Here is a 20,853-nt window from a genome sequence, read left to right as displayed (position 1 = left end):
AGTGAACGTGGCGAGTGGCAGCGACTACGGGCGCGGGCGGGTCTTGAGCATCAACTCCATGCGGTCGATCTCGGTGCTTTGATCGGCCACGACGTCGGAGACGAACTTGAACACGTCGTCATCGTTGGCGGCGCCCTTGGCGCTCATGAGTTCATCGACCATGCTGATGGCGCCGCGATGGTGCTGGATCATGAAGGTCAGGAAGTACCAGTCGAAGGCCGAGCCCTTGGCCGACTTGAGCGTGTCCATCTGGGCGGTTGTGAGCATGCCGGGCATCATGCCGCCCGCGCTTCCTCCCGCGGTGCTCGACATGTCCATGCCGGCGTGATGGGCATGCGCCATCGCTTCCATGTCACCGGCCGGGACGGTTTGCTTGCGCTTGCCGAGCCACGTTTTCATGAAGGCGATTTCGTCGGTCTGCGCGACGGTGATCCGGCCGGCGAGCACGCGCACTTCGGAGCTCGCACCGTTCGCGTCGGCGAACGACGACATCGTCACGGCCTGCGCATGGTGGCTGATCATGCCCTGCATGAAGGTGACATCAGCCTTCGTGTACGGAGGAATCCCTCCGTCCTGCGCGGCGAGTTGCGCCGGCGTGAGCGGACGCGTGCTGCCGGCGCCGCCGCTGACCGACGCGCAGGCGCCGAGCAGGGTGACGGACGCGACGAGCAGAGAAATGAGACGTACGCGAGCAGACATGGGTCAGGGGAGCGTGAGAGTGGGGAGCCCGGCCGCCTTGCGTTTGGCGTTGAACGCCGCGATGCCGGTGGTCCGCAGTGCGTTCCACTTCGGTATTACGTCGACCCCCATGGCGCGCGCTGCAGCGCAGGCTGCCACCTGCGTGGCGGTGGGGGCCACGTCGGCGTTGTGCATGGCCATGGCGGCGGCCAGCATCGCCGTGCTGGCGCTTTCGAGTGAGGCCGCGGTGGTGGTGGCGCCGCGACGACGGAAGCCGCGGATATTGCGGGCGGTGGCCGACGACGGCGCGACGGCTTCGAGCTGCGCCTTGAGGGCGTCGACCTCAGCGCCGCTCATGCCGTTCAACTGCGTGATCACGGCCCGTGCGCTCACGAACGCCCGGTGCGTGTCCACGGCGCCGCGGTACATCTCGGTGCTCAGCGCGTGCAGGCGGGCCAGTGCGGCGGGCGGCGTCTTTACGCGCGGATCGAGCCGCAACGTGAGCGGCTGCTCGGACGTCGTGCCGTTGGCCGTGAGGCGCACGGTGTAACGGCCGGGCGGGGCCCACGGGGCGTTCACGACCGGCAGCGTGCGACCCGGTACGGCGCCGGTCGCATCGTCGTCACCCTGCGGGATTGCGTCTTCCGGTGTGACTGGATCGAAGTGCAGATCCCACGTGAAACGATGCAGTCCCGCGTTGTCCTTCAACGCCTGCGGCGGGCCGGGCCAGTACAGCGGAAGTCCGCAGTACGGCGCGGTCGGGGTTTTCTTGCACACCTCGTTGTAGCGGGCGCGATCGAGATACGGATGCGGATCGAGCGCCTTCTGAGCACTGGAGTACGAGCGCACGAGCTTGCCTGTGGCGTCGAGAATCTCGAGCGTAATCGGCGACGACGCCTTGGACGCCAGCATGTAATCGATGAACACGCCCGATGGCGCGCTTTCGCCCGACGGCATCTCCGGCGGCCACGGCGTGGGATCATTGGTGGCAAAGCGGACACGCACCGCGGTGGCCGGCTTGAACAGATAGGCGTTGCGCGCGGCGACGGCTGCCCGCGCCGCCGCCATCTGACGCAGCGGCGTGACGTTGTCGAGAATGTAGAAGCCGCGACCATGCGTGCCGGCGACCAGATCGCTGCAGAGGCATGTGCTGTCGTCCTTGATCTGCAGATCGCGCACCGCGATGGCCGGCATGTCGATGCGCAGCGACTCCCAGTGATCCCCATCGTCGAACGACACCCACACCTGGGTATCGGTGGCGCCGTACAGCAGCCCCTTCACTTTGGGATCTTCGCGGATCGAATTCGCGGGCGCATTGCCTGGCAGTCCGTTGCTGATCTCGGTCCACGTCGCACCACCATCGTGCGTGCGATAGAAGTGCGGACGCAGGTCATCAAGACGGAACGTGTTCGCCGCGATGTACGCCGTGCCGGCGTCGAAGTGCCCGGCGTCGATGTTGTAGATGCGGGTCCACGCTTTGAGCGCGCCCGGGGTCACGTTCTTCCACGACGTGCCGCCGTTCGTGGTGACCTGCACCTGTCCGTCGTCGGTGCCGGCCCAGAGCACGCTGGCGCTGCGCGGCGACGGTGACAACGCGGTGATCGCGCCGGCCGGTGCCGGCGTGACGCTGCTGGTATACTTGCCGGCCGTAGCCGGAACGTCCCACGTCTGCCGCGCGAGGTCCGGGCTGATGCGCGTCCAGCTTTGGCCGCGATCGAGCGTCTTCCACACCACGTTCGACGCGTAGTACAGCACGTCCGGGTTCACTGGCGAGAAGTGCAATGGCATGGTGCGCACATTGCGGCCGAAATTCTCGCCGTTGGGTCCACGCACCGAGAGGTCAGGGCCAACCAACACCGTCTGTCCGGTCCGACGATCGTACTTCGATACGTTGGTGCGCTGACTGCCAAACACGACATCGGGATCGCGTGGATCCGGCGCGGCGACACCGTACTCCTGAATGTTGACCGGATGCCAATCGTGGAACGTGATGCGTCCGTCGTCAGAGCGGCTGTTGACGCACGCCGAACCGGAGTCCTGCTGTCCGCTGCACACGCGATACGGAAACGCGTTGTCGGTGGTCACGTGATACATGGCAGCGGTGGGCTGCGTGTACCAATTGCTCCACGACGCGCCGCGATTGCCCGACACCACCGCACCTTGGTCGGCCACGGCGAAGATGAGATCGGGATTGTTTGGATTCACCCAGATCTTCTGGTAATCATCACCACCCGGCGCGCCGCGCACGGCCGACCAGGTGAGACCGCCATCCTCGGTACGCCACATCACGACCGACGCGCTGTACACCACGTTCTCATTGCTCGGGTCGACCGTAATCGTGGGGAGGTCGCCACCACCAATGCGCGCCAGCGGGCGATTGTCCACGATCTGCGGTGCGGCACCAACTGCCGAACCGGGGCCATTGACGGCGAGGTACCAATGCTCGCCGGCGTCGGTCGACTTGTAGAAGCCGATCGGGCCTGATGCGCCGGCCGCTGAGCCGGCGGGTGGTGCAGCAGCGACCATCGCGTACAGCACTCTCGGATTACCGGGCGCAAACGCGATGTTCGCCTGCAGAATCGACGGCAATCCCACCGTGAGCTGCTTCCAAGTGGTGCCGCCGTCGGTGGACTTGAAGATGCCGTTGCCGCCACCGCCGAAGCCCTGTCCTTCGATGAAACTCTGCTGCTGCTGCCAGAGCGTGGCGTACACGATGTCAGGGTTCTGCGGATCGATGCGCACATCGTTCGCGCTCGTGTATTCGTCCTTGTACAGCACGCGCTGAAACGACGAGCCACCGTCGAGCGAGCGGAATACGCCGCGCTCCGTGTTGGGGCCGTAGGGATGCCCGAGCGCAGCCACGAACAACCGGTCGGGATTCTTCGGGTCGACATCGACCATCGCGATCATCTGCGATTCGCGCAGCCCCAGATGCGCCCATGTTTTGCCGTTGTCGACCGACTTGTACATGCCGTCGCCGACCGCGAGATCGGGGCGGATGATGCCAGCGCCACTGCCCACGTAAATGATGTTCGGATTCGACGGCGCCACCGCAATCGCGCCGATCGAGCCGGTGGGTTGCTCGTCGAACAACGGCACCCAGTTCGAACCGTAGTCGGTACTAAGCCACACGCCGCCGTTGTCGAAGCCGGCGTAGAACACACTAGGCTGCGAGGGCACACCGGACAGGGCGCGCGCCCGACCGGCGCGGACGGGACCGATGGCGCGCCAATGCAGCGCGTTGAAGCCCGGATCGGTCTGCGCCGGAAGCGCGCGCGCTATCGGTGAAAGCGCCGTCGCGAGGGAAAGCGCGAGCGAGCAGTGAGCCTGTAAAGCGCGCGGGATACGCACGGGAAGCCTGAGCCGAGGAAGAGGGTGCGGGACCCGAAGAGGGGGGACCCGTTCAACATGGGGCGGACCGGTAACGGCTGCTAGATTCCGTCCGATGACAACCCAGACCCCCGCCACCATTCGATACGGCTCGATCGCCATTCTGTTGGCGGTGCTGTGTTGGGGGCTGCTCGGGGTGATGTCACGGGTGGCCATGTCCGACGGAGCGCCGCCGCTCACGGTGGCCTTCTGGCGGGCCGCGATTGCCGCACTCCTGTTCACGGTTCACGCTGCCATTACACGTGCTGAACCCCTGCAACGTGCCGATCGCCCCGCCGCCGTATTCTTGGGTGTGGCTGGTGTCGCCGTGCTGTACTACTCGTACCTGAATGCCATCGAGCAGGGCGGCGTGGCGTTGTCGTCGATCCTGATGTACTCGGCACCGATCTGGGTGGCGATCGGCGGACGAATCTTCTTTCACGAACGGGTCAGCGCGCGGGCCACCGCGGCGCTGTCGCTCACCTTGGTCGGCGTCGCCATCGTGGCGCTGGCCAGCGGCACCGGCGAAGTGCGCTGGTCGCCGAGTGCGGTGGGGTGGGGACTGCTCTCGGGCGCGATGTACGCGCTCTACTTCCTCGTGGGGCGTCGGCTCTTTTCACGCAACGCGTCGGCCCGCGTCATGGCTTGGGCGCTGGGCGTGGGCGCGGCCACCATGTTGCCGTTCGTACCGTTTCAGTCGCTGTCGCGATCGGCCTGGGGCGGCGTGGCATTTCTCGCGCTGGTGTGCACGTACGCGGCGTATCTCGCCTATGCCGAAGGCGTGAAGCGCCTGCCGTCGGCGCGCGCGGCCACGATCGCCACGCTGGAGCCGGTGATCGCGGTGGTGGCTGCGTACGTGGTGTGGGGCGAACGTCTGTCGCCGCTCGGACTGGCCGGTGCGGCGCTCGTGATCGCCGGCGTTTTGCTCAGCGCGGCGGGGGAGTCGCGCACAAGTGCCGCATCACCACGTCAGCCAGCGAGCCTTTGAACGAGGGACCGAAGCCGGGCATCTTCACCTCTTTGTGCATGCCGACTTTCTTGCCGGCGTCGTCGAGGTAATACCAGCTCTCTTTCGTCGCCACGGTCTGCTTGGCACAGTCGTACATGGCGATGGTGCGCGAACTGCGGAGATCGCCCAGCGCGTGCTTGAGCGGCGGTTGCAGGCGCACTCGCACGGTGGCGGTGGTAATGCCGTTGGCGCGTTTCACCGAGTTGGCCTCGAGAAACACCGGCGTGCCCACCGATGTCTTGCCAATCTCCTTGAGTTTCTGTGCGGCGGCTGGCGCTGCCAACAGCAGCGAACCGATGATGGCGGCAACCTGGGCTTTCAGCGTCATCGGCGTCGGCGGGCGGTAGAGTCAGGAACGAACGTGAACGGCAGCTGCATGACCTGCTGCACGACGCGTCCCTTACGCACGGCGGGCACGAAGCGCTGCTCGCGTACGGCACGGCGCACCGGCTCGACCAACGCACGATGCGTGGTCGTGATCGAGTTGAACGTCTCCATCACCGCTTCACCGTTGGTGCCGACCACAAACTCGGCGATCAGTTCGCCCGCCACCTGCGCGTCGAACAGCGAGTCGGGATAGAACGGCCGCACCACCATCGACGAGTCCACGCGGGCTCCGGCGTCGACATCAGCGGCGGTGAAGATGGTGGCCTCTTCGAGGAGCTGTGCGATGCGCGCCGCAGGGGTGGGTTCACCTTTCTTCGGCTTCTTTTCACGATACTCGCCGCGGCGCGACCACAAAATGATCGTGCCGCAGGCGCTGCTCATGCGCTGATTGCCTTGGAACTCGATCGGCACGCTGGCCGGGCCGCTGTACACCTCGATGCCCTCGAACGATCGCGGGTCTACCGCATCGAGATCGAACTCGGCAGCAAACAGGCCTTGCCCATCGATCCACACCAAGGGCGAACAGCGGCTGCCACGAATGCGCACCTTGTTTTCGAAGCCGCGTGGCTCGATGCGGATGCCCGGCACGGAGCGCAGCAGGTCCGACATTCTGTTCGGCTGACGTTTTTCGATCTCGGCCTGCGTGAAGTAACGTCCGCCGCCAGCCTGCAGTCGTTTGTAGAAGCCAGCCATCGGCCCGGTGAGATCACGCCGGCCGACCACTTTGACCGCCGCGATGTTTTGGGCGATCTGGTTCATCATGACGGTCGGCTCGATGGACTGACCTGCCACAACGGTGACCAGCAGCGACTCCGGTCGGTAGCCAATGCGGCGCACGCGCAGCCACATCGCGCCTGCATTCACCCTGGCGGCGGTAAACTGTCCAGCGTCGTCGGATTCCGCGAAGTCGACGGCGCTGCCGAACCGGATCTGGGCACCGACCAGCGGCCGCCGCGACTCGGTCACGACAGAGCCCTTCACCATACCCGTGAGCACCGGTGCGGCGACTTGCGCGGCGAGGTCGGTACAGGGCAGGAGCGCAATTGCGGAGCACGCGGCGACTACGACGCGCCAGCGCCGGCCAGCGCGCGGATCCTTCAGGTGGGAAGAGCAGTGCGGCATGCGAGACCGAGCGGTGGGCTTGTGTGGTCCTGCCGTCAGGGTAGCATGTGAAGCATGCATAGCGCCACCCGGCTCATCAAGACGAGCGTCTTCCACCTGCTTTTGTTCCCGCTGGCCCTCGCCTGTGTTCCCTGGCGTCGGGCGCCGCCGCTCGAGCCACCGGTGGCCAACAGACTCGTCCTTGCCCTCGACGGGGTGGATTACCGGGATATCGTGGACGCGCGGGCCCGGGGACTGTTTGCCGGCTTCCGAGAGCCCAGTCGGTTGATTTCGACCTTCCCGTCCATCAGCGACGTCTCGTGGCACGACATCATGGGTGTGCAGCCGCCGCCGGGATACCAGCGGATCTTCTACAGTGCGCGGCAGAATGCGGTAGTGGGCGAATTGTTCGACGCGATCAAGCCCATCGAGTACGAGCGCCGAATGGATTTCGCATTCGGGACGAAGTTGCATCACCTCGGAGCGTATCTGATGTCGAATCAGGTGGCGCGCAACGAGGTCGATGCCGACGTAAAGGAGTTTCTGAAACGCGGCGGTCGCCCCACCGTCTACGCCTACAACGTCGGTCCTGACGCGCTGCAGCACACGCGCGGAGCGCTGGACAAGTATCTGGCGCATCTCGATCGGAAGCTGGCGGAGTTGCAGCGCACCTACCGCACGCGCACCGGTCGCGATCTCGAAATCCTGATCCTGTCCGACCACGGGCACAACCGCGCCAGCTCGGCCGGCTTTCTACCCGTGGTCGAGGCGCTGGAGCAGCAGGGCTTTCATACGTTCCGGTCGCTGCGCGATCCCACCGACGTGGCATTCAGCGTCGATGGCGTGACGACCGGCTTCGGCGTCTTCGCGCATCCCGATTCGGTCGCGCGCGTGGCGTCGTTGCTCGCCGCCCTCGACGGTGTGGCGGTGGTGTCGTGGCGCGAGAGCGACACGCGCTATTTCGTGCGATCCGACAGTGCATTGGCCGAAGTTACAACGCGTGGTCGCGGCGATTCCGCCGTGTTTCGATATCACGCACTACGCGGCGACCCGCTGCACTATGCGTCGGTGCTTGCGCGCATGCAGCACGATCGGGACGTGTCTCCTGATGGCTTCGCGTCGACTGCGACGTGGCTTCGCTATACGTCTGGCGAACTATTTCCGGTTGCGCCGCCTCGCATTGTGCGAGGGCATACCGCGATCACGCTGAATCCGGCACCGATTCTCGTTTCGCTCGACGACAAGATGCGGGTGGGACTCGGGGCGGTCTCGGTGGCGAACCGCATGCGACCGCTGGGCGGGACGCACGGTGCGTTGAGTGCCACGAATTCGCTGGGCGTGATCATGACGAACTTCGTCGATACGCACGACGACGTGACGTCGTCGGTGCGGCACCAGTTCGGCGGGTTTGACGATCTTCACGATCCTGCCACGCACGCGTCATCGCTGCGGCTCTCGACCACCTCAATGCTGCGGGCCGATCGCTGGAGCAGCTTTCACGGGGACGAGACGCCGGCCGCATTGTCGGCACTCCCTGATACCGAGCCGCTATTCGTACTCTCGCTGTCCGATGCGGACCGTCGCTGGGCGGGCGCCGCCGCGCGCGTGCTGGTCGACCTCCGGAGGCAGGATCGCGGGGCGAACGGTGGGACCGCCGTGTCGAACAGTTACTGGGCGTTGGCACAATGGACTGCCTCGCGCGACGGACGAGCCTTCGCGATGAGCGCCTCGCGATTGAAGCTGGCGCCGCTCGAGCCGTCATCGGCCTTCGTGGTGCGCGTGGTGATCGACCGCGTTCCCGATCCGGGCGTGGAAACGCGCGGCGCCGCGTCGAAGATGGTGGCGTCGCTGATTGTGCGTACGGACGCCCGCGGGGCAGTCGCGATCTACTGAGTTCGAACGTGTGAATCGAGGGCAGCAGGCCCAACTTCACGTCCATCCGCCGAGTAAGATTTCAACGATGTGCTCGGTGTGTTCCCTCCCGATCTCGCGGCCCCCTCTGGCGTCCCTATGTCACGATTGATCGCCCGCTCACGCGCAGCGCTTCCCGCGCTTGCCCTCCTTTCCGTTTCAGCGGCTTCCGCCTCGGCGCAGTCTTTTACCCGGCTGCTGCGCACGCCAAGTGTGAGCGCGCAGCACATCGCGTTCGCCTACGCCAACAACATCTGGGTGGTCGAGCGCGCTGGCGGCGCGGCGCGACGTCTCACGAGCTTTCAGGGGCAGACGCAGAACCCCAAGCTCTCCCCCGACGGCACGCTGATCGCCTTCAGTGCCGAATACGCCGGCAACACCGACGTCTACACGGTACCGGTGGGTGGTGGTCAGCCCAAGCGCCTCACGTGGCATCCGTCGGCCGACATGGTGCAGGGATGGACGCCCGATGGAAAGTCCGTGATGTTCGCGAGCCCGCGCGCGTCGTGGGCGCCCTCGGCGGCGCAGCGATTCTGGACGGTGCCAGTGACCGGCGGCGTCGAGACGGCGATGCCGATGCCGCGCGCCTATCAGGGCAAGCTCTCAGGCGACGGCAATCGCGTGGCGTACCGCATGCCGAGTTCGTGGGATGAAGAGCGCCGCAATTATCGCGGTGGGCAGAACAAACCGATCTGGATTCTCGACCTCAAGAGCTTCGCGCTCGACTCGACGCCGTTCACGAACTCGAAGGAAATGGACCCGGTGTGGGTGAACGACGCCGTGTACTTTCTGTCGGATCGTGACGGTGTGTCGAACGTGTTCTCGTACGACACGAAGTCGAAACAGTTGGCGCAGGTCACCAAGTTCCGCGACTTCGACGTGAAGTCACTCGATGCGTCGGCGGGCACGGTCGTGTTCGAGCAGGCCGGCTATGTCCATGAGCTCGATGCCACGACCGGTCGCGAGCACGTGGTGAACATCACCGCCACCGGCGACTTCCCCTGGATGATGGCGTCGTGGAAGGATGTGTCGTCGCGCATCACCAGCCTGGCGCTGTCGGCTACCGGCAAGCGGGCCGCCGTGGAAGCGCGCGGCGAGATCTTCACGATCCCCGCTGAGAAGGGCGATGTGCGCAACATGACCAACACGAGCGGCTCGGCCGAGATCGCGCCGACCTGGTCGCCCGACGGCAAATCGCTCGCGTTCTTCAGTGATGCCAGCGGTGAGTACAAGCTTGTGATCGCGCCGCAGGATGGACTGGGCGCGCGTCGCGAGATCACGCTGCCCGAGCCGAGCCGTCCGTACTCGCCGAGCTGGTCGCCGAATGGTCGCAGCATCACGTTCCAGGATACCCACTTCCGCATCTGGCTGGTGGATGTGGCGAGCGGGCAGGCCAAGGTGGCCGACACCGATCCATACTTTATGGCGGACCGTTCAATCGTGCCGGTGTGGAGCCCGGATTCGCGCTACATGGCGTATCCGAAGCGGCTTAAGTCGCTATTCCGCGCGATTTTCGTGTATGACGCGGAGACGGGTACGGTGAAGCAGATCACCGACGGCCTTGCCGACGCCACGGCACCGGCGTGGGACGCCGGCGGCAAGTATCTGTGGTTCCTGGCGTCGACGAACTTCGCGTTGAACTCTTCGCTGCTGGATATGTCGAAGTACGACCGACCGGAAACGCGCTCGCTGTATCTCACGGTGCTGAGCAAGGCTGACGCGTCGCCGTTGATGCCGGAGAGCGATGAAGAAGCGGCGCGCACGCGGGGCGACAGCGCGGCCGCATCGGTTGGGGCGCCGACACGCGCCGACAGCACGCGGCCAGCGGCCGCCCCCGCGCCGCGCACGGTACGCATTGATTTCGACGGCATTCAGCAGCGTATCATCGCGGTGCAGGGCGTGACTGAGCGCGACTACGGCGACCTGCGCGCCGGCCCGACTGGTACGGTGTTTTTCCTCGAGCCGGTGCCTGTGACCGGCACCGGTGGCGCCGGCGCGCCGGGCGGCGGCAACACGCTGCATCGCTTCCAGCTGTCCACGCGTCGTGCCGCGCCGTTCGTGACGGGCGTGGCGCAGTACGTGGTGAGCGCCGATGGCCGCAAGCTGCTGTATCGCACCGGTGGTGCGCAGGGCGGACTGTATCTGGTGGACGCCGACCGCGCCGTGCCGACGGCGGGTACGGGTCGGCTCACGGCGACGCTGCGCGCGTACATCGATCCGCGCGAAGAGTTTCGGCAGATCTTCAATGAAGGCTGGCGGAATCAGCGCAACAATCTGTACGTGAAGAACGCGCATGGCGCCGACTGGCCGGCGGTGAAGCAGATGTATGAGCCGCTGCTGGCGCACGTGAATCACCGCGCCGATCTGAACTATCTGATCGACAACATGGGCGCCGAGATCGCGATCGGGCATTCGTATGTGCGCGGTGGCGACATCCCTGACGTGCCGGCCAACACCGGCGGCCTGCTGGGCGCCGACTTCACAATCGAGAACGGTCGGTACCGTTTGTCACGCATCTACGATGCGGAGAGCTGGAACCCAGAGCTGCGGGCGCCGCTCGCGGTGCCGGGCGTGAACGTGAGCACCGCCGACTACGTGCTCGCCATCAATGGCGTAGAGTTGCGCGCGCCGGACAACCTGTTCCGCTTGCTCGACGGCACCGCCAACCGACAGACGGTGCTGACGGTGAATTCGCGGCCTGATATGCAGGGCGCGCGCAGCGTGACCGTGATGCCGATTGCCAACGAGCAGGGCCTTCGCACCCGGGCCTGGGTGGAGTCCAACCGGCGCAAGGTGGATTCGCTGTCGGGTGGCAAGCTGGCGTATGTGTATTTGCCGAACACCGGTCAGCCGGGATACACCAGCTTTAATCGCTACTACTTCGCGCAGCAGGACCGCTTAGGCGTGGTGGTGGACGAGCGATACAATGGCGGTGGCTCGGCGGCCGACTATATCGTGGATCTGCTCGGACGTGACTACGACGGCTATTTCAACAACCCCGTAGGCGAGCGCTATCCGTTCACCAGTCCCGCCAACGGGATCTGGGGACCGAAGGTGATGATCATCAACGAAATGGCGGGCTCCGGCGGCGATCTGATGCCGTACATGTTCAAGCGTCGCAAGCTTGGCCCGCTGGTTGGCGCGCGCACGTGGGGTGGACTGGTGGCCACGACCGACACGCCCAACTTCGTGGACGGCGGCTCGATGATCGCGCCGCGTTTTGGCTTTTTCTCGCGTGACGACACGTTCGCGGTCGAGAACGAAGGCGTGGCGCCGGATATCGACGTCGAGAATTTCCCGAAGGAGGTCATCGCCGGTCGCGATCCGCAGTTGGAGCGGGCCGTGCAGGAAGCGATGCGACTGTTGTCCACGTGGAAGAATGATCGCGCCACGAAGGAGCCTTTGCCCCCCGTGTGGGGTAAACGGAAGCCGTGACGACACTCAATCCGCGCATCTGGAATCGGAAGCTGCACCGCTGGGGCTCTATCGCCGTCGCGCTGCCGTTCTTCATCGTGCTCTGCACCGGGCTGCTCTTGCAGCTCAAGAAGCAGATCGCCTGGGTACAGCCACCCGAGCAGAAAACGTCAGTGCGCGTGCCGACGGTCACGATGGAGCAGATTCTCGCCACCGCGCAGTCGGTGCCCGAGGCGAAGGTGGCGAGCTGGGCGGACATCGATCGACTCGATGTGCGCCCGGGTAAGGGCATCGTGAAGGTCGCGACGATCACCAACTGGGAGATCCAGATGGAGCTCGCCACCGGCGCGCTGTTGCAGTCGGCGTATCGGCGGTCGGATCTGATCGAGACGATTCACGATGGGTCGTTCTTTCATCCGCTCATGAAGCTGTGGGTGTTCTTTCCCGCTGCCGTGATCGTGCTCGGGCTGTGGATCACGGGGATGTATCTATTCATCCTGCCGTTCCGCGCACGCGCCAACAAGCGGCGCGTGGTGGCGTCGTCCGTGGGACCGTTGGCGGAGTGAGCACGCCCGTCGGACCGCCGTACTCCAATCGCTCCGGCATCGATGTGGATGGTGCCGGCGCTGGGACGTGGATGGTACAGCGGGCGCGTGACCGACTTCCGCGTCCGCCGGCCCATCCCATCGTCGGCGTGGCGCCGGACCTCGAATTCATTCACGCGAATCGCACCGAGCCGGCGCTGACATGGATTGGCCACTCGTCGCTGTTGCTGCAGATCGACGGCGTGAACCTGCTCGTCGATCCCGTGTTCAGTTCGCGGGCCTCACCGGTGCGGTTCGCCGGCCCCAAGCGCCATCAGCCGCCCGGTTTGCGCGCCGACCAGTTACCGCGCATCGATGCGGTGGTGTTGTCGCACAACCACTACGATCATCTCGATCGGCGCTCGATGCGCGACGTGTCGGTGCAAACCGGTGGGCCTCCGGCGTTCATCGTGCCGCGGGGTACGGAACCGTGGTTTGCCGCGAACCTGCCGCGGGCGGCGAATGGAGCCCGCGTGATCGGCTGCGCGTGGGATGAGGTCGTGCGCTGGCCCGGCCGCACGCGCGATCTCGAACTGCATTTCTTGGCGGTGCAGCATTGGTCGAATCGGAACATGCTCGATCGCAATAAGTCACTGTGGGGCAGTTGGGCCTTCGTACACCCCGACTTCCGCTTCTGGTACTCTGGTGACCTCGGCTACTCGAACGAACCGCGCGAGATCGGGGAGCGCTTCGGCCACTTCGACGCCGCCGCGATCGCGATCGGGGCCTACGAGCCGCGGTGGTTCATGCGCACACAACACGTGAACCCCGAGGAAGCGGTGCAGGTGATGCTCGATGTGAATGCGCAGGAAGCCGTCGGTGTGCACTGGGGCACCTTTGCGCTCACCGACGAACCCCTCGATCAGCCGCCGCGAGATCTCGCGGCGGCGCTCACGGCGCGCGGGTTACCGCCGGATCGGTTCCGGGTACTGCGCCACGGGGAGACGCGTCGCTACCGGTGGCCAGATACACCAGCAGCGGTGGACATCCCATGATGAGCGTGGCCGGCCACCACCAGATGGCGCGGCCGCGGGCGCGCAGATCGCGCGCCAGCCAGACCAGCACGATCGCGGTGAATACGCCCATGTCGTTCCAGGCCATGAACACCATGGGATCTTGCCGAAGGGTGGCCCACGCGTGCGCAAGCCCGGCCGATACCGTGCCGTGCAGCTGCATCCACATGTAGAACGACCACTGTTCGTAGGCGAAGAAGAGCGCCGCGAACGCGAAGAGGGCGACGCGTCGCATCAACCGGGCGGCTTCTCGTATTCCTCGGTGGGCAGCTTGAACGCCGCCACGAGCTTCGGGTCACCAGTGATGCCCAGTACGCGCTGCGCGACGTACTCGCCAACGACCGGACCAAACTTGAATCCCTCGGCCTGACCGACGCCGGCGATCCAGGCGTTCGATGTGCCGGGTACGTGATCGATGATGAAGTTGCCGTTCACACTCGATTCGTAATGACAGGCGCGAGTCTCGAGCAGCGGCGCGTTGGCCAAGAGCGGAAAGCGCGCGGCGAGAAAGCGACGGGATCCGTCGACGCGATCCTGACTGGCCCAGCGGCTGCTCGTGTCGGGGTCCTGCTGGAGCGGATCGGCCGCCACGGGTGCGCCGGCGGCGGGTCCCACGGCCGGCCGGGTCGCGGTGCCCGCTGCGGGAGTGGCCGGAGCCGCGGGAGCTGGTGCCGGTGTGCCGGCGGGCGGGGCCGGCGGTGCGATCGCTCCGCGTACGCGGAAGCCGCGTGAGTCGACCGGCAATACGGGCCAGCCGGTGACGCCGGGAAAGTTGAAGCTGGGCAGATTGGGGAAGGTGAAGCGCGAATCACCGACCGGTACGCCGAAGTAACAGGCGACGCCGATCGGCACGCGCATCCTGTTCTCCATGTAGGGGAAGAGTTTGCGCAGCCACGGACCGCAGGCGAACACATACGAGTCGCCGCGTACGGTCGTGCCGTCTTCCAGGATCACGCCATCCATCGCACCGTTCACGATGGGGCCGGGACGTACCCGGCTGATGACGAGCTTCACGCCCATCTTTTGGCCAACGGCGGCCACGGCCTGCGTGGCGGCGCGGCAGCGCACGACGCCGGCATCGGGCTCTGTGATCGCGATGGTGATGTCATCGGCCTTGATGACAGGATACCGTTTGCGCAGTTCGGCGCCGTTGAGCACCTCGTGCTTCACGTTGTTCGCCTTCCAGAGTTCGAGCGTCTTCGTGATGAATGGCTCAGCGGTGGCGCGCATGATCACGTCGCCGGTCTGGTGGAAGTACGACGTCCGGAACACCGGTGCCCATTCCTTTTCGAAAAGCCGCCAGCGCTCGATCGCCGCGCGCGCCCACGGGGTCCAGAGTTCACCGGTGGCGCGATCACCGTACGACGAGCGAATGCCGCGCGTCTCGTCGCCGCTCGTGGAGCGCGAGTTGCCGGGACCATAGGCGTCAATGAGGGTGACGCGGGCGCCACGCTCACGAAGATGATACGCCGTCCAGCCGCCCCAGGCGCCGGCACCGATCACGACGACATGCCCGACCCCGCCGTCTTTGGCACGGCCGCGCTCGATGCCACGCACGGGGGCGGCCGACGCGAAGGCGCCGGCCGAGGCGCAGCCGGAGGCGAGCAAGGCACCGGCGCCGACACCGGCGATTCGGAGAAAGTCGCGACGGGGGAGGGCGGAGGGCTCAGGCGCCGAATCTTCGGTGGGATCCTCAGCCGGATCCAAACGTTCAGGGTCATGTGGGGTAAGCGTCATGGGGCGAAAATGTCCACGAGCCCGCACAATCGCAATCGACTTTCACGAAAGGATCACGAGATGCCGCGCAGGTCACATCTTGTCAGCGTTCTGCCCGCGACGCACGTTGATCGGCCATGACGATCAGCAACTATCTTCCCAGCGCGTTTCTCGCGACGGTGGTCGCCGCCAGCGTATTCGGCGGCAGCCGGATGTCCGCCCAGCGCCCGCTTGCCGTATCCCCACTGCGCGCCGCGATGTTCGTGGTCGACAGCGCGAAGTTGTATACCGAAGCCCAGGCGGTCGAGGGGGCGAAGGTGTGGACTGCCACCTGCTCGGGCTGCCACGAATCGAAAGATGTCACCAGCGCCGACTTCAAGACGAAGTGGGTTGGCCGTTCGTTGTTCGAGCTGTATGAGCAGATTCGCACGACCATGCCCGACGATGCGCCCGGTACGCTGACGCCGGAGCAGTACCTGACGTCTGTCACGTATATCCTCAAGCTCAATGGCCTGCCCGCGGGCGAAACGCCGTTGGTGGCCGATTCGGCGACGATGTCCACGTTGAAGTTCGACCTGCCGGCACCGCCGCCGCCATCACCGTTGGTACCGTAATTCCCGTCGTCCCCGTCGGCGGACGTGTCGTCCGTCGACGGGCATGCTATTGTTGTATTCAGCGCACGCGTAATGGCGTTCGATATTGACAGCCGGTGCACCGTGCCGTACCCTCTCGCGGTCCGACTGTATCAGTCCTATACCAGTCCCATTTCGCCGCGGTCAATTTAGCAGCCCTCGGTGACGGATTCTCGGTTCGGACTGTTGTTCCGGTTAGCAGCCCCTTTCCCTCGAAGTTCCCACCGCGTGCATGTCACGCACCCGGGAGCGACGCGCGAGTTCCGCAGCGTCCTTCCGTTCCCTTCGCGCCTATCGGGCCTTCACACGCCCGTGCACCGTAGTGGCATGGCCAACCCGATTGCCCGCCGTCAGGCGAGCGATGGATGTTGGCTATTGCCATGTTCGGCCACACTGGGTGGCCGTTGAGTGATCCAGCTCTCTGAGGGAGTCACGAGATGCGATTGTTCGGACCCGTCGCGACTGATCGTGGCGAGCGAAACGGCTCGCCACATCATTCCGTTTATCGCCGCCCACTGGCCGCTGTATGCGCCCGTCTTGCCCTGTTTGCCGGGCTTGTCGGCGCCTCCTTGCTTGCGGCTCCGCGCGTAGAAGCGCAGGCTGCTGGCGGAACTATCTCTGGACGCGTCACCGACGCCGCCACCGGGAACCCGGTCTCGCAGGTCCGCGTGCTGGTGTCCGGCACGCAGAACGGAACGCTCACCGCCGACAACGGCCGGTACACGCTTCGCGTCACGACGACTGGTGCGGTCACGCTCGATGTGAATCGCATCGGCTACGAAGCCCAGAAGATCACGGTCACCGTCGGCGCTACGCCGGTGGTCGCCGATGTCCAGATCAAGCAGGCCGCGTTCTCGCTCGCCGCCGTCGTCACCACGGTGACCGGCCAGCAGCGTAAGGTCGAACTGGCGAACGCCACGGCGCAGATCAACGTGGCCGAGAAGATCGCCGAGCTCCCCGTGTCCAACATGGGCAGCTTGCTCTCGGGTCGTACCTCCAGCGTGCAGGTCGTACAGACCGGCGCCACCGGTACCGGCTCGCGTATCCGTATCCGCGGCCAGAACTCGTTCTCGCTGTCGAATGACCCCATCGTCGTTATCGACGGTGTGCGCGCCACGTCGACCACGAACAACGCCCTGGGCGTTGGTGGTTCGGGTCCGTCGCGTCTCGACGACATCAACCCGTCCGAAATCGAGACCATCGAGATCGTGAAGGGCCCGTCGGCCGCCACGCTGTACGGCACTGAAGCGGCGAACGGCGTGGTCGTGATCACGACCAAGCGCGGTAAGTCGGGCAAGACGAACTACAGCCTGAGTGTCGAGAACGGCAAGATCGACAACACGGCCAGCTATCCCGACCTGTGGCAGCTCTGGGGCCGCACCGCCGCCTCGCCGAGCCGGGCCGTGCCTTGCTTGCTCACGGCCGTTTCGCTCGGCACCTGTACGGCCGTGGATTCGCTCTCGCATGGCAACATCCTGAACGATCCGAACCTCACCCCGCTCAGCACCGGCAGCCGTCGTCAGTACAACCTGCAGGCGTCGGGCGGCAACGATAAGGTGCAGTTCTTCGTCTCCGGTCAGACCGAAGGCGAAACGGGCATCTACAAGCTGCCCGACAACGAAATTGCCCGTCTCAAGGCGCGTCGCGGCGTAACCGAGCTACCGTCGGACATCGTGCGTCCTAATGCACTCGCGCGTAACAGCTTCCGCGCCAACGTGAACGCTGAGCTCCGCAAGGGACTCTTCGTGCAGGCGTCGTCCGGCTACGTGAACAGCGAACTGCGCCTGCCGCAGAACGAAGACAACGGCAACGGTCTCATGGTGCTCGCGCTCGGCGGCCCGTGGCGCGCCGACCTGGTCGATGCGCAGGGCGATTCGCTCCGTGGCTATCGTGCCTTCATGCTGGGCGACGTGTTGTCGCAGACGACGAAGCAGGGACTCAATCGCTTCATCAACAGCGTGTCCGCCCAGTGGACGCCCACCACGTGGCTCTCCACGCGTGCCGCCATTGGTTCCGACTACACCGACCGCAACGACTTCTTCATCGCGAAGGTCGGTGAAGGTCCGAATACGGCGACGGTCCGCCAAGGTAACATCACGAGCCAGCGCGTGGACATCAACCAGCAGACGGCGGACTACGGCGCCACCGGCACGTTCCAGCTGACCGATTGGATGAAGTCGACCACGAGCATCGGTATGCAGTACATCCGCAACGCGGTGGGTGCCACGGCTGGTACCGGTATCGGCCTGCCGCCGGGCGGCGTCACGGTGTCGTCGGCCGCCACGCGCTCCAGCACGCAGACGTATAACGAGCGTCGAACGCTCGGCTACTACGTGGAGCAACAGATCGCCCTGCGCGATCGCCTGTTCATCACGGGTGGCATGCGTCGCGACGCCGCCAGTGCCTTCGGTGCCAACACGCGTGCCGTGTACTACCCGAAGCTCGGTGCCTCGTGGCTCATCTCCGACGAGACGTTCCTGAATCTCCCCGATTTCGTGAACTCGCTGCGCTTGCGCGGCACGTACGGCGCGTCCGGCCAGATCCCGGGTGCCACCGACGCCGTGCGCTTCTACTCGCCGGGACCGCTCACCACGGCCAGTGGCGATGCCCCGGCGGCGTCACTTGGATCGCTCGGTAACGTCAACCTCAAGCCGGAGTACTCGGCCGAGACGGAGTTCGGCTTCGATCTGGCCATGTTCTCCGGCCGCACGAACGTCGAAGTCACGTCGTACAACAAGAGCACGACGGATGCCCTCATTCAGCGCCAAATTGCCCCGTCGCTGTCGGGTCTGACCACACAGTTCGTGAACATCGGCAACATCAAGAACCAGGGTGTCGAGTTCACGTGGAACCAGCGTATCATCGACCGCGAAGCGGCTGCGCTCTCGTTCGCGTTCACTGGGTCGACGAACAAGAATCGCATGACCAAGCTGGGCCAAGGCGTCAGCTCGATTGCTTCCGGCAATCGCAACACGCAGCAGAACCGTCCGGGCTTCCCGTTGTTCGGCTTGTGGGACAAGAACATCAGCTTTGACGACAAGAATGGGGATGGCATCATCACCTTCAATTCGAACAAGGCATTGAGCGAACTGACGTTCAGTGACACCGCGGTCTACCAGGGCAACACGTTCCCGACGCGTGAAGTCGCGTTCTCCCCGACGCTCGAGCTGTTCAAGAAGAAGCTCAGGATCTCGGGTCAGGTGGACAGCAAGTGGGGCTTCCGGAAGTTCAACAACACCCTGCGTCACCAGTGCATGAACGGCGTGACCTGCCGCGGCCGTTACGACAAGAGCGCCTCGCTGCAGGAACAGGCCAACGCCTTGGCTACGTCGCAGGCGGTGTACACGGGCATGTTCGAGAACGGCTCATTCACGCGCTTCCGTGAACTCTCGGCCTCGTATGAAATGCCGACGAAGTGGGCCAACGCCGTTCGTGCCTCGCGCTGGAGCGTCGTGCTCACCGGCCGAAACCTGGGCGTGATCACGGACTACACCGGCGTCGATCCCGAAGCCGCGCAGTCCAACAACGACGCCCGTGGTAACGAGGAATACTTCTCCACGCCACCGCTGCGCATCATGACGTTGCGCATGAACTTCTCCTTCTGAGACGACCCACATCCATGCGATTCTTCAATTCCGCACGCCGGGTGATCCGTCCAGTGGGCGCCATGGCCGCCGTGTTCGCGGTAACCGGGTGCAGCTCGGACCTTCTCTCGGTTCCCACGCCTGACGTGATCGCCGAGGCCGCCATTGGTGGCAGTCTTGGTGTGACCACGCTGCGCAACGGCGCCATGCAGGACTTTATCGTATCGTACTCGGGTACCCAGGACGGGTTCGTTGTCGTCTCTGGCAACCTCGGCGATGAGCTCAACACCACGGACACCTTTGCCGACCGGTACAACACGGACGGACGCAACTCGAGTGAAGTTCTCGGTGGTGCCGTGCAAACGCCCTACGTCCAACTGCAACTGGCACGCACGAGTCTCGCGTCGGCCATCGAGAAGTGGATCGTGGTGAAGCCGACAACCGCGGTCGTGAAGGACTCACTCAGCGAGATGTACGCGATTCGCGGCTTCACCGAGACGGCGTTCGGTGAGGGCTACTGCTCGGGCGTGCCGTTCAGCAAGGTGTCGGCGAGCGGTGACTTCGAGTACGGCGATCCGCTTACGACGGCGCAGATCTACACCCGCGCTCTCGCGTCGATGGATACGGCGCTCATCAATGCGACCGGCACCAACTATCGCAGCCTGGCCTCGATCGGCAAGGCGCGTGTGCTGCTCGACCAAGGGCAGTTCGCCGCGGCGGCCGCGGCGGTGAGCGGTGTGGCCACGAGCTACAAGTACGTGCTCAACCACTCGATCGCGACTGGTCGTCAGACCAACGGTCTCTGGACGGCGATGTACAATGCCGGCACTCGCTACACGGTGACCACGAACGAAGGCACCAACGGTATCGACTACCTCGTCACGCCGGTTGATCCGCGTGTGCCTTGGGTGGCCACGGCCAACCTCGGATTCGACGGCACGAGCACGAACCTGCCGCGTCAGCTCAAGTACACGTCGCAGTCGGCGCCGTTTACGCTGGCCGACGGTATCGAAGCGCGTCTCATCGAAGCCGAAGCCCGCTTGCAGGGTGCCACGCAGGGCGATCGTGACGCCGTGTTCGCACAGCTGAACGCGCTGCGGGCCACTGGCCTCAGCACGGCGATCGCTCCGCTGCCGGCATCGCCCACCACGCAGGCTGCGGCCGTGGACATGCTCTTCAAGGAGCGCGCCTACTGGCTGTACCTGACCGGTCATCGCCTAGGCGATATGCGTCGGCTCATCCGGCAGTACAGCCGGACGGCCGCGACGGTGTTCCCGACGGGCGCTATGCGCTATCGCCCGGGTAGCAACTATGGCACCGACGTGACGCTGATTGTTCCGTTCATCGAGCGGAACAACCCGAAGTTCACCGGTTGCCTCGACCGCAACCCGTAGCGGTTGCCGGTTGGAGTCGTGAAGAAGGCCGCCGATGCGAACTGCATCGGCGGCCTTCTTC

General features: G+C 65.1%; 14 protein-coding genes. 8 read left to right on the top strand and 6 right to left on the bottom strand.

Translation table 11 applies throughout. The features are described 5' to 3' along the window. Nucleotides 1-24 precede the first annotated feature (24 nt). Both RMP10_RS19090 and RMP10_RS19085 read right to left on the bottom strand, forming a co-directional pair. The gene (locus RMP10_RS19090) at nt 25-699 is read right to left on the bottom strand and encodes a DUF305 domain-containing protein (RefSeq protein WP_310571698.1); all 675 of its coding nucleotides are present in this window, start codon (nt 697-699) and stop codon (nt 25-27) included. Between the two features lie 3 nt (nt 700-702). Next, a complete protein-coding gene (locus RMP10_RS19085) occupies nt 703-4,029 on the bottom strand; it encodes a hypothetical protein (protein ID WP_310571697.1) in 3,327 nt (1,108 codons plus the stop codon). 94 nt (nt 4,030-4,123) lie between these two features. Here RMP10_RS19085 and RMP10_RS19080 point away from each other — a divergent pair, with 94 nt between their 5' ends. Then, nucleotides 4,124-5,035: an EamA family transporter gene (locus RMP10_RS19080; RefSeq protein WP_310571696.1), complete on the top strand. Its 912-nt coding sequence runs from the start codon at nt 4,124-4,126 to the stop codon at nt 5,033-5,035. Here RMP10_RS19080 and RMP10_RS19075 read toward each other — a convergent pair. Continuing rightward, the gene (locus tag RMP10_RS19075; protein ID WP_309668985.1) at nt 4,974-5,384 is read right to left on the bottom strand and encodes a surface-adhesin E family protein; all 411 of its coding nucleotides are present in this window, start codon (nt 5,382-5,384) and stop codon (nt 4,974-4,976) included. The two genes, RMP10_RS19080 and RMP10_RS19075, sit on opposite strands and share 62 nt — an antisense overlap. Then, on the bottom strand, nt 5,381-6,565 hold the full coding sequence (locus RMP10_RS19070; RefSeq protein WP_310571695.1) for a TonB-dependent receptor plug domain-containing protein: 1,185 nt from the start codon (nt 6,563-6,565) through the stop codon (nt 5,381-5,383). The genes RMP10_RS19075 and RMP10_RS19070 overlap by 4 nt, the downstream gene beginning before the upstream one ends. Before the next feature lie 54 nt (nt 6,566-6,619). Here RMP10_RS19070 and RMP10_RS19065 point away from each other — a divergent pair, with 54 nt between their 5' ends. The 4 genes from RMP10_RS19065 (at nt 6,620) to RMP10_RS19050 (ending at nt 13,448) form a co-directional block, all read left to right on the top strand. Beyond that, complete coding sequence (locus RMP10_RS19065) at nt 6,620-8,437, top strand: alkaline phosphatase family protein (RefSeq protein ID WP_310571694.1); 1,818 nt, start codon at nt 6,620-6,622, stop codon at nt 8,435-8,437. A 117-nt stretch (nt 8,438-8,554) separates the two neighbouring features. Further along, nucleotides 8,555-11,890: a PDZ domain-containing protein gene (locus RMP10_RS19060; RefSeq protein ID WP_310571693.1), complete on the top strand. Its 3,336-nt coding sequence runs from the start codon at nt 8,555-8,557 to the stop codon at nt 11,888-11,890. Continuing rightward, on the top strand, nt 11,887-12,435 hold the full coding sequence (locus RMP10_RS19055; protein ID WP_310571692.1) for a PepSY domain-containing protein: 549 nt from the start codon (nt 11,887-11,889) through the stop codon (nt 12,433-12,435). The genes RMP10_RS19060 and RMP10_RS19055 overlap by 4 nt, the downstream gene beginning before the upstream one ends. Further along, entirely contained in the window at nt 12,432-13,448 is a 1,017-nt protein-coding gene (locus RMP10_RS19050; RefSeq protein ID WP_310571691.1) for an MBL fold metallo-hydrolase, read from the top strand. The genes RMP10_RS19055 and RMP10_RS19050 overlap by 4 nt, the downstream gene beginning before the upstream one ends. On the opposite strand, the gene RMP10_RS19045 is transcribed toward RMP10_RS19050, so the two are convergent. Then, nucleotides 13,345-13,701, bottom strand: a complete 357-nt coding sequence (locus RMP10_RS19045; protein WP_310571690.1) for a hypothetical protein — start codon at nt 13,699-13,701, stop codon at nt 13,345-13,347. The genes RMP10_RS19050 and RMP10_RS19045 overlap by 104 nt on opposite strands. Then, entirely contained in the window at nt 13,701-15,203 is a 1,503-nt protein-coding gene (locus tag RMP10_RS19040; protein ID WP_310571689.1) for an FAD-dependent oxidoreductase, read from the bottom strand. The genes RMP10_RS19045 and RMP10_RS19040 overlap by 1 nt, the downstream gene beginning before the upstream one ends. A gap of 116 nt (nt 15,204-15,319) precedes the next feature. On the opposite strand from RMP10_RS19040, the gene RMP10_RS19035 reads away from it, so the two are divergent. The 3 genes from RMP10_RS19035 to RMP10_RS19025 all read left to right on the top strand — a co-directional run bounded on the left by RMP10_RS19035 (nt 15,320) and on the right by RMP10_RS19025 (nt 20,792). Then, nucleotides 15,320-15,796, top strand: a complete 477-nt coding sequence (locus RMP10_RS19035) for a cytochrome c (RefSeq protein WP_310571687.1) — start codon at nt 15,320-15,322, stop codon at nt 15,794-15,796. A gap of 587 nt (nt 15,797-16,383) precedes the next feature. Next, nucleotides 16,384-19,419: a SusC/RagA family TonB-linked outer membrane protein gene (locus RMP10_RS19030; protein WP_310571686.1), complete on the top strand. Its 3,036-nt coding sequence runs from the start codon at nt 16,384-16,386 to the stop codon at nt 19,417-19,419. Nucleotides 19,420-19,433: 14 nt separating this feature from the next. Continuing rightward, the gene (locus tag RMP10_RS19025; RefSeq protein WP_310571685.1) at nt 19,434-20,792 is read left to right on the top strand and encodes a hypothetical protein; all 1,359 of its coding nucleotides are present in this window, start codon (nt 19,434-19,436) and stop codon (nt 20,790-20,792) included. Nucleotides 20,793-20,853: the final 61 nt, after the last annotated feature.

Origin of the sequence: Gemmatimonas sp., from assembly GCF_031426495.1 — a bacterium.
Lineage (GTDB): Bacteria > Gemmatimonadota > Gemmatimonadetes > Gemmatimonadales > Gemmatimonadaceae > Gemmatimonas.
Note: the sequence above shows the minus strand (reverse complement) of the source record. Positions and strands in the feature narration are given on the sequence as shown.

Bases quoted from the DNA above. Each gene is read 5' to 3' on its own strand.
- RMP10_RS19090 (WP_310571698.1), bottom strand. From the start codon at position 699: ATGTCTGCTCGCGTACGTCTCATTTCTCTGCTCGTCGCGTCCGTCACC.
- RMP10_RS19080 (WP_310571696.1), top strand. From the start codon at position 4,124: ATGACAACCCAGACCCCCGCCACCATTCGATACGGCTCGATCGCCATT.
- RMP10_RS19075 (WP_309668985.1), bottom strand. From the start codon at position 5,384: ATGACGCTGAAAGCCCAGGTTGCCGCCATCATCGGTTCGCTGCTGTTG.
- RMP10_RS19070 (WP_310571695.1), bottom strand. From the start codon at position 6,565: ATGCCGCACTGCTCTTCCCACCTGAAGGATCCGCGCGCTGGCCGGCGC.
- RMP10_RS19065 (WP_310571694.1), top strand. From the start codon at position 6,620: ATGCATAGCGCCACCCGGCTCATCAAGACGAGCGTCTTCCACCTGCTT.
- RMP10_RS19060 (WP_310571693.1), top strand. From the start codon at position 8,555: ATGTCACGATTGATCGCCCGCTCACGCGCAGCGCTTCCCGCGCTTGCC.
- RMP10_RS19045 (WP_310571690.1), bottom strand. From the start codon at position 13,701: ATGCGACGCGTCGCCCTCTTCGCGTTCGCGGCGCTCTTCTTCGCCTAC.
- RMP10_RS19040 (WP_310571689.1), bottom strand. From the start codon at position 15,203: ATGACGCTTACCCCACATGACCCTGAACGTTTGGATCCGGCTGAGGAT.
- RMP10_RS19035 (WP_310571687.1), top strand. From the start codon at position 15,320: ATGACGATCAGCAACTATCTTCCCAGCGCGTTTCTCGCGACGGTGGTC.
- RMP10_RS19025 (WP_310571685.1), top strand. From the start codon at position 19,434: ATGCGATTCTTCAATTCCGCACGCCGGGTGATCCGTCCAGTGGGCGCC.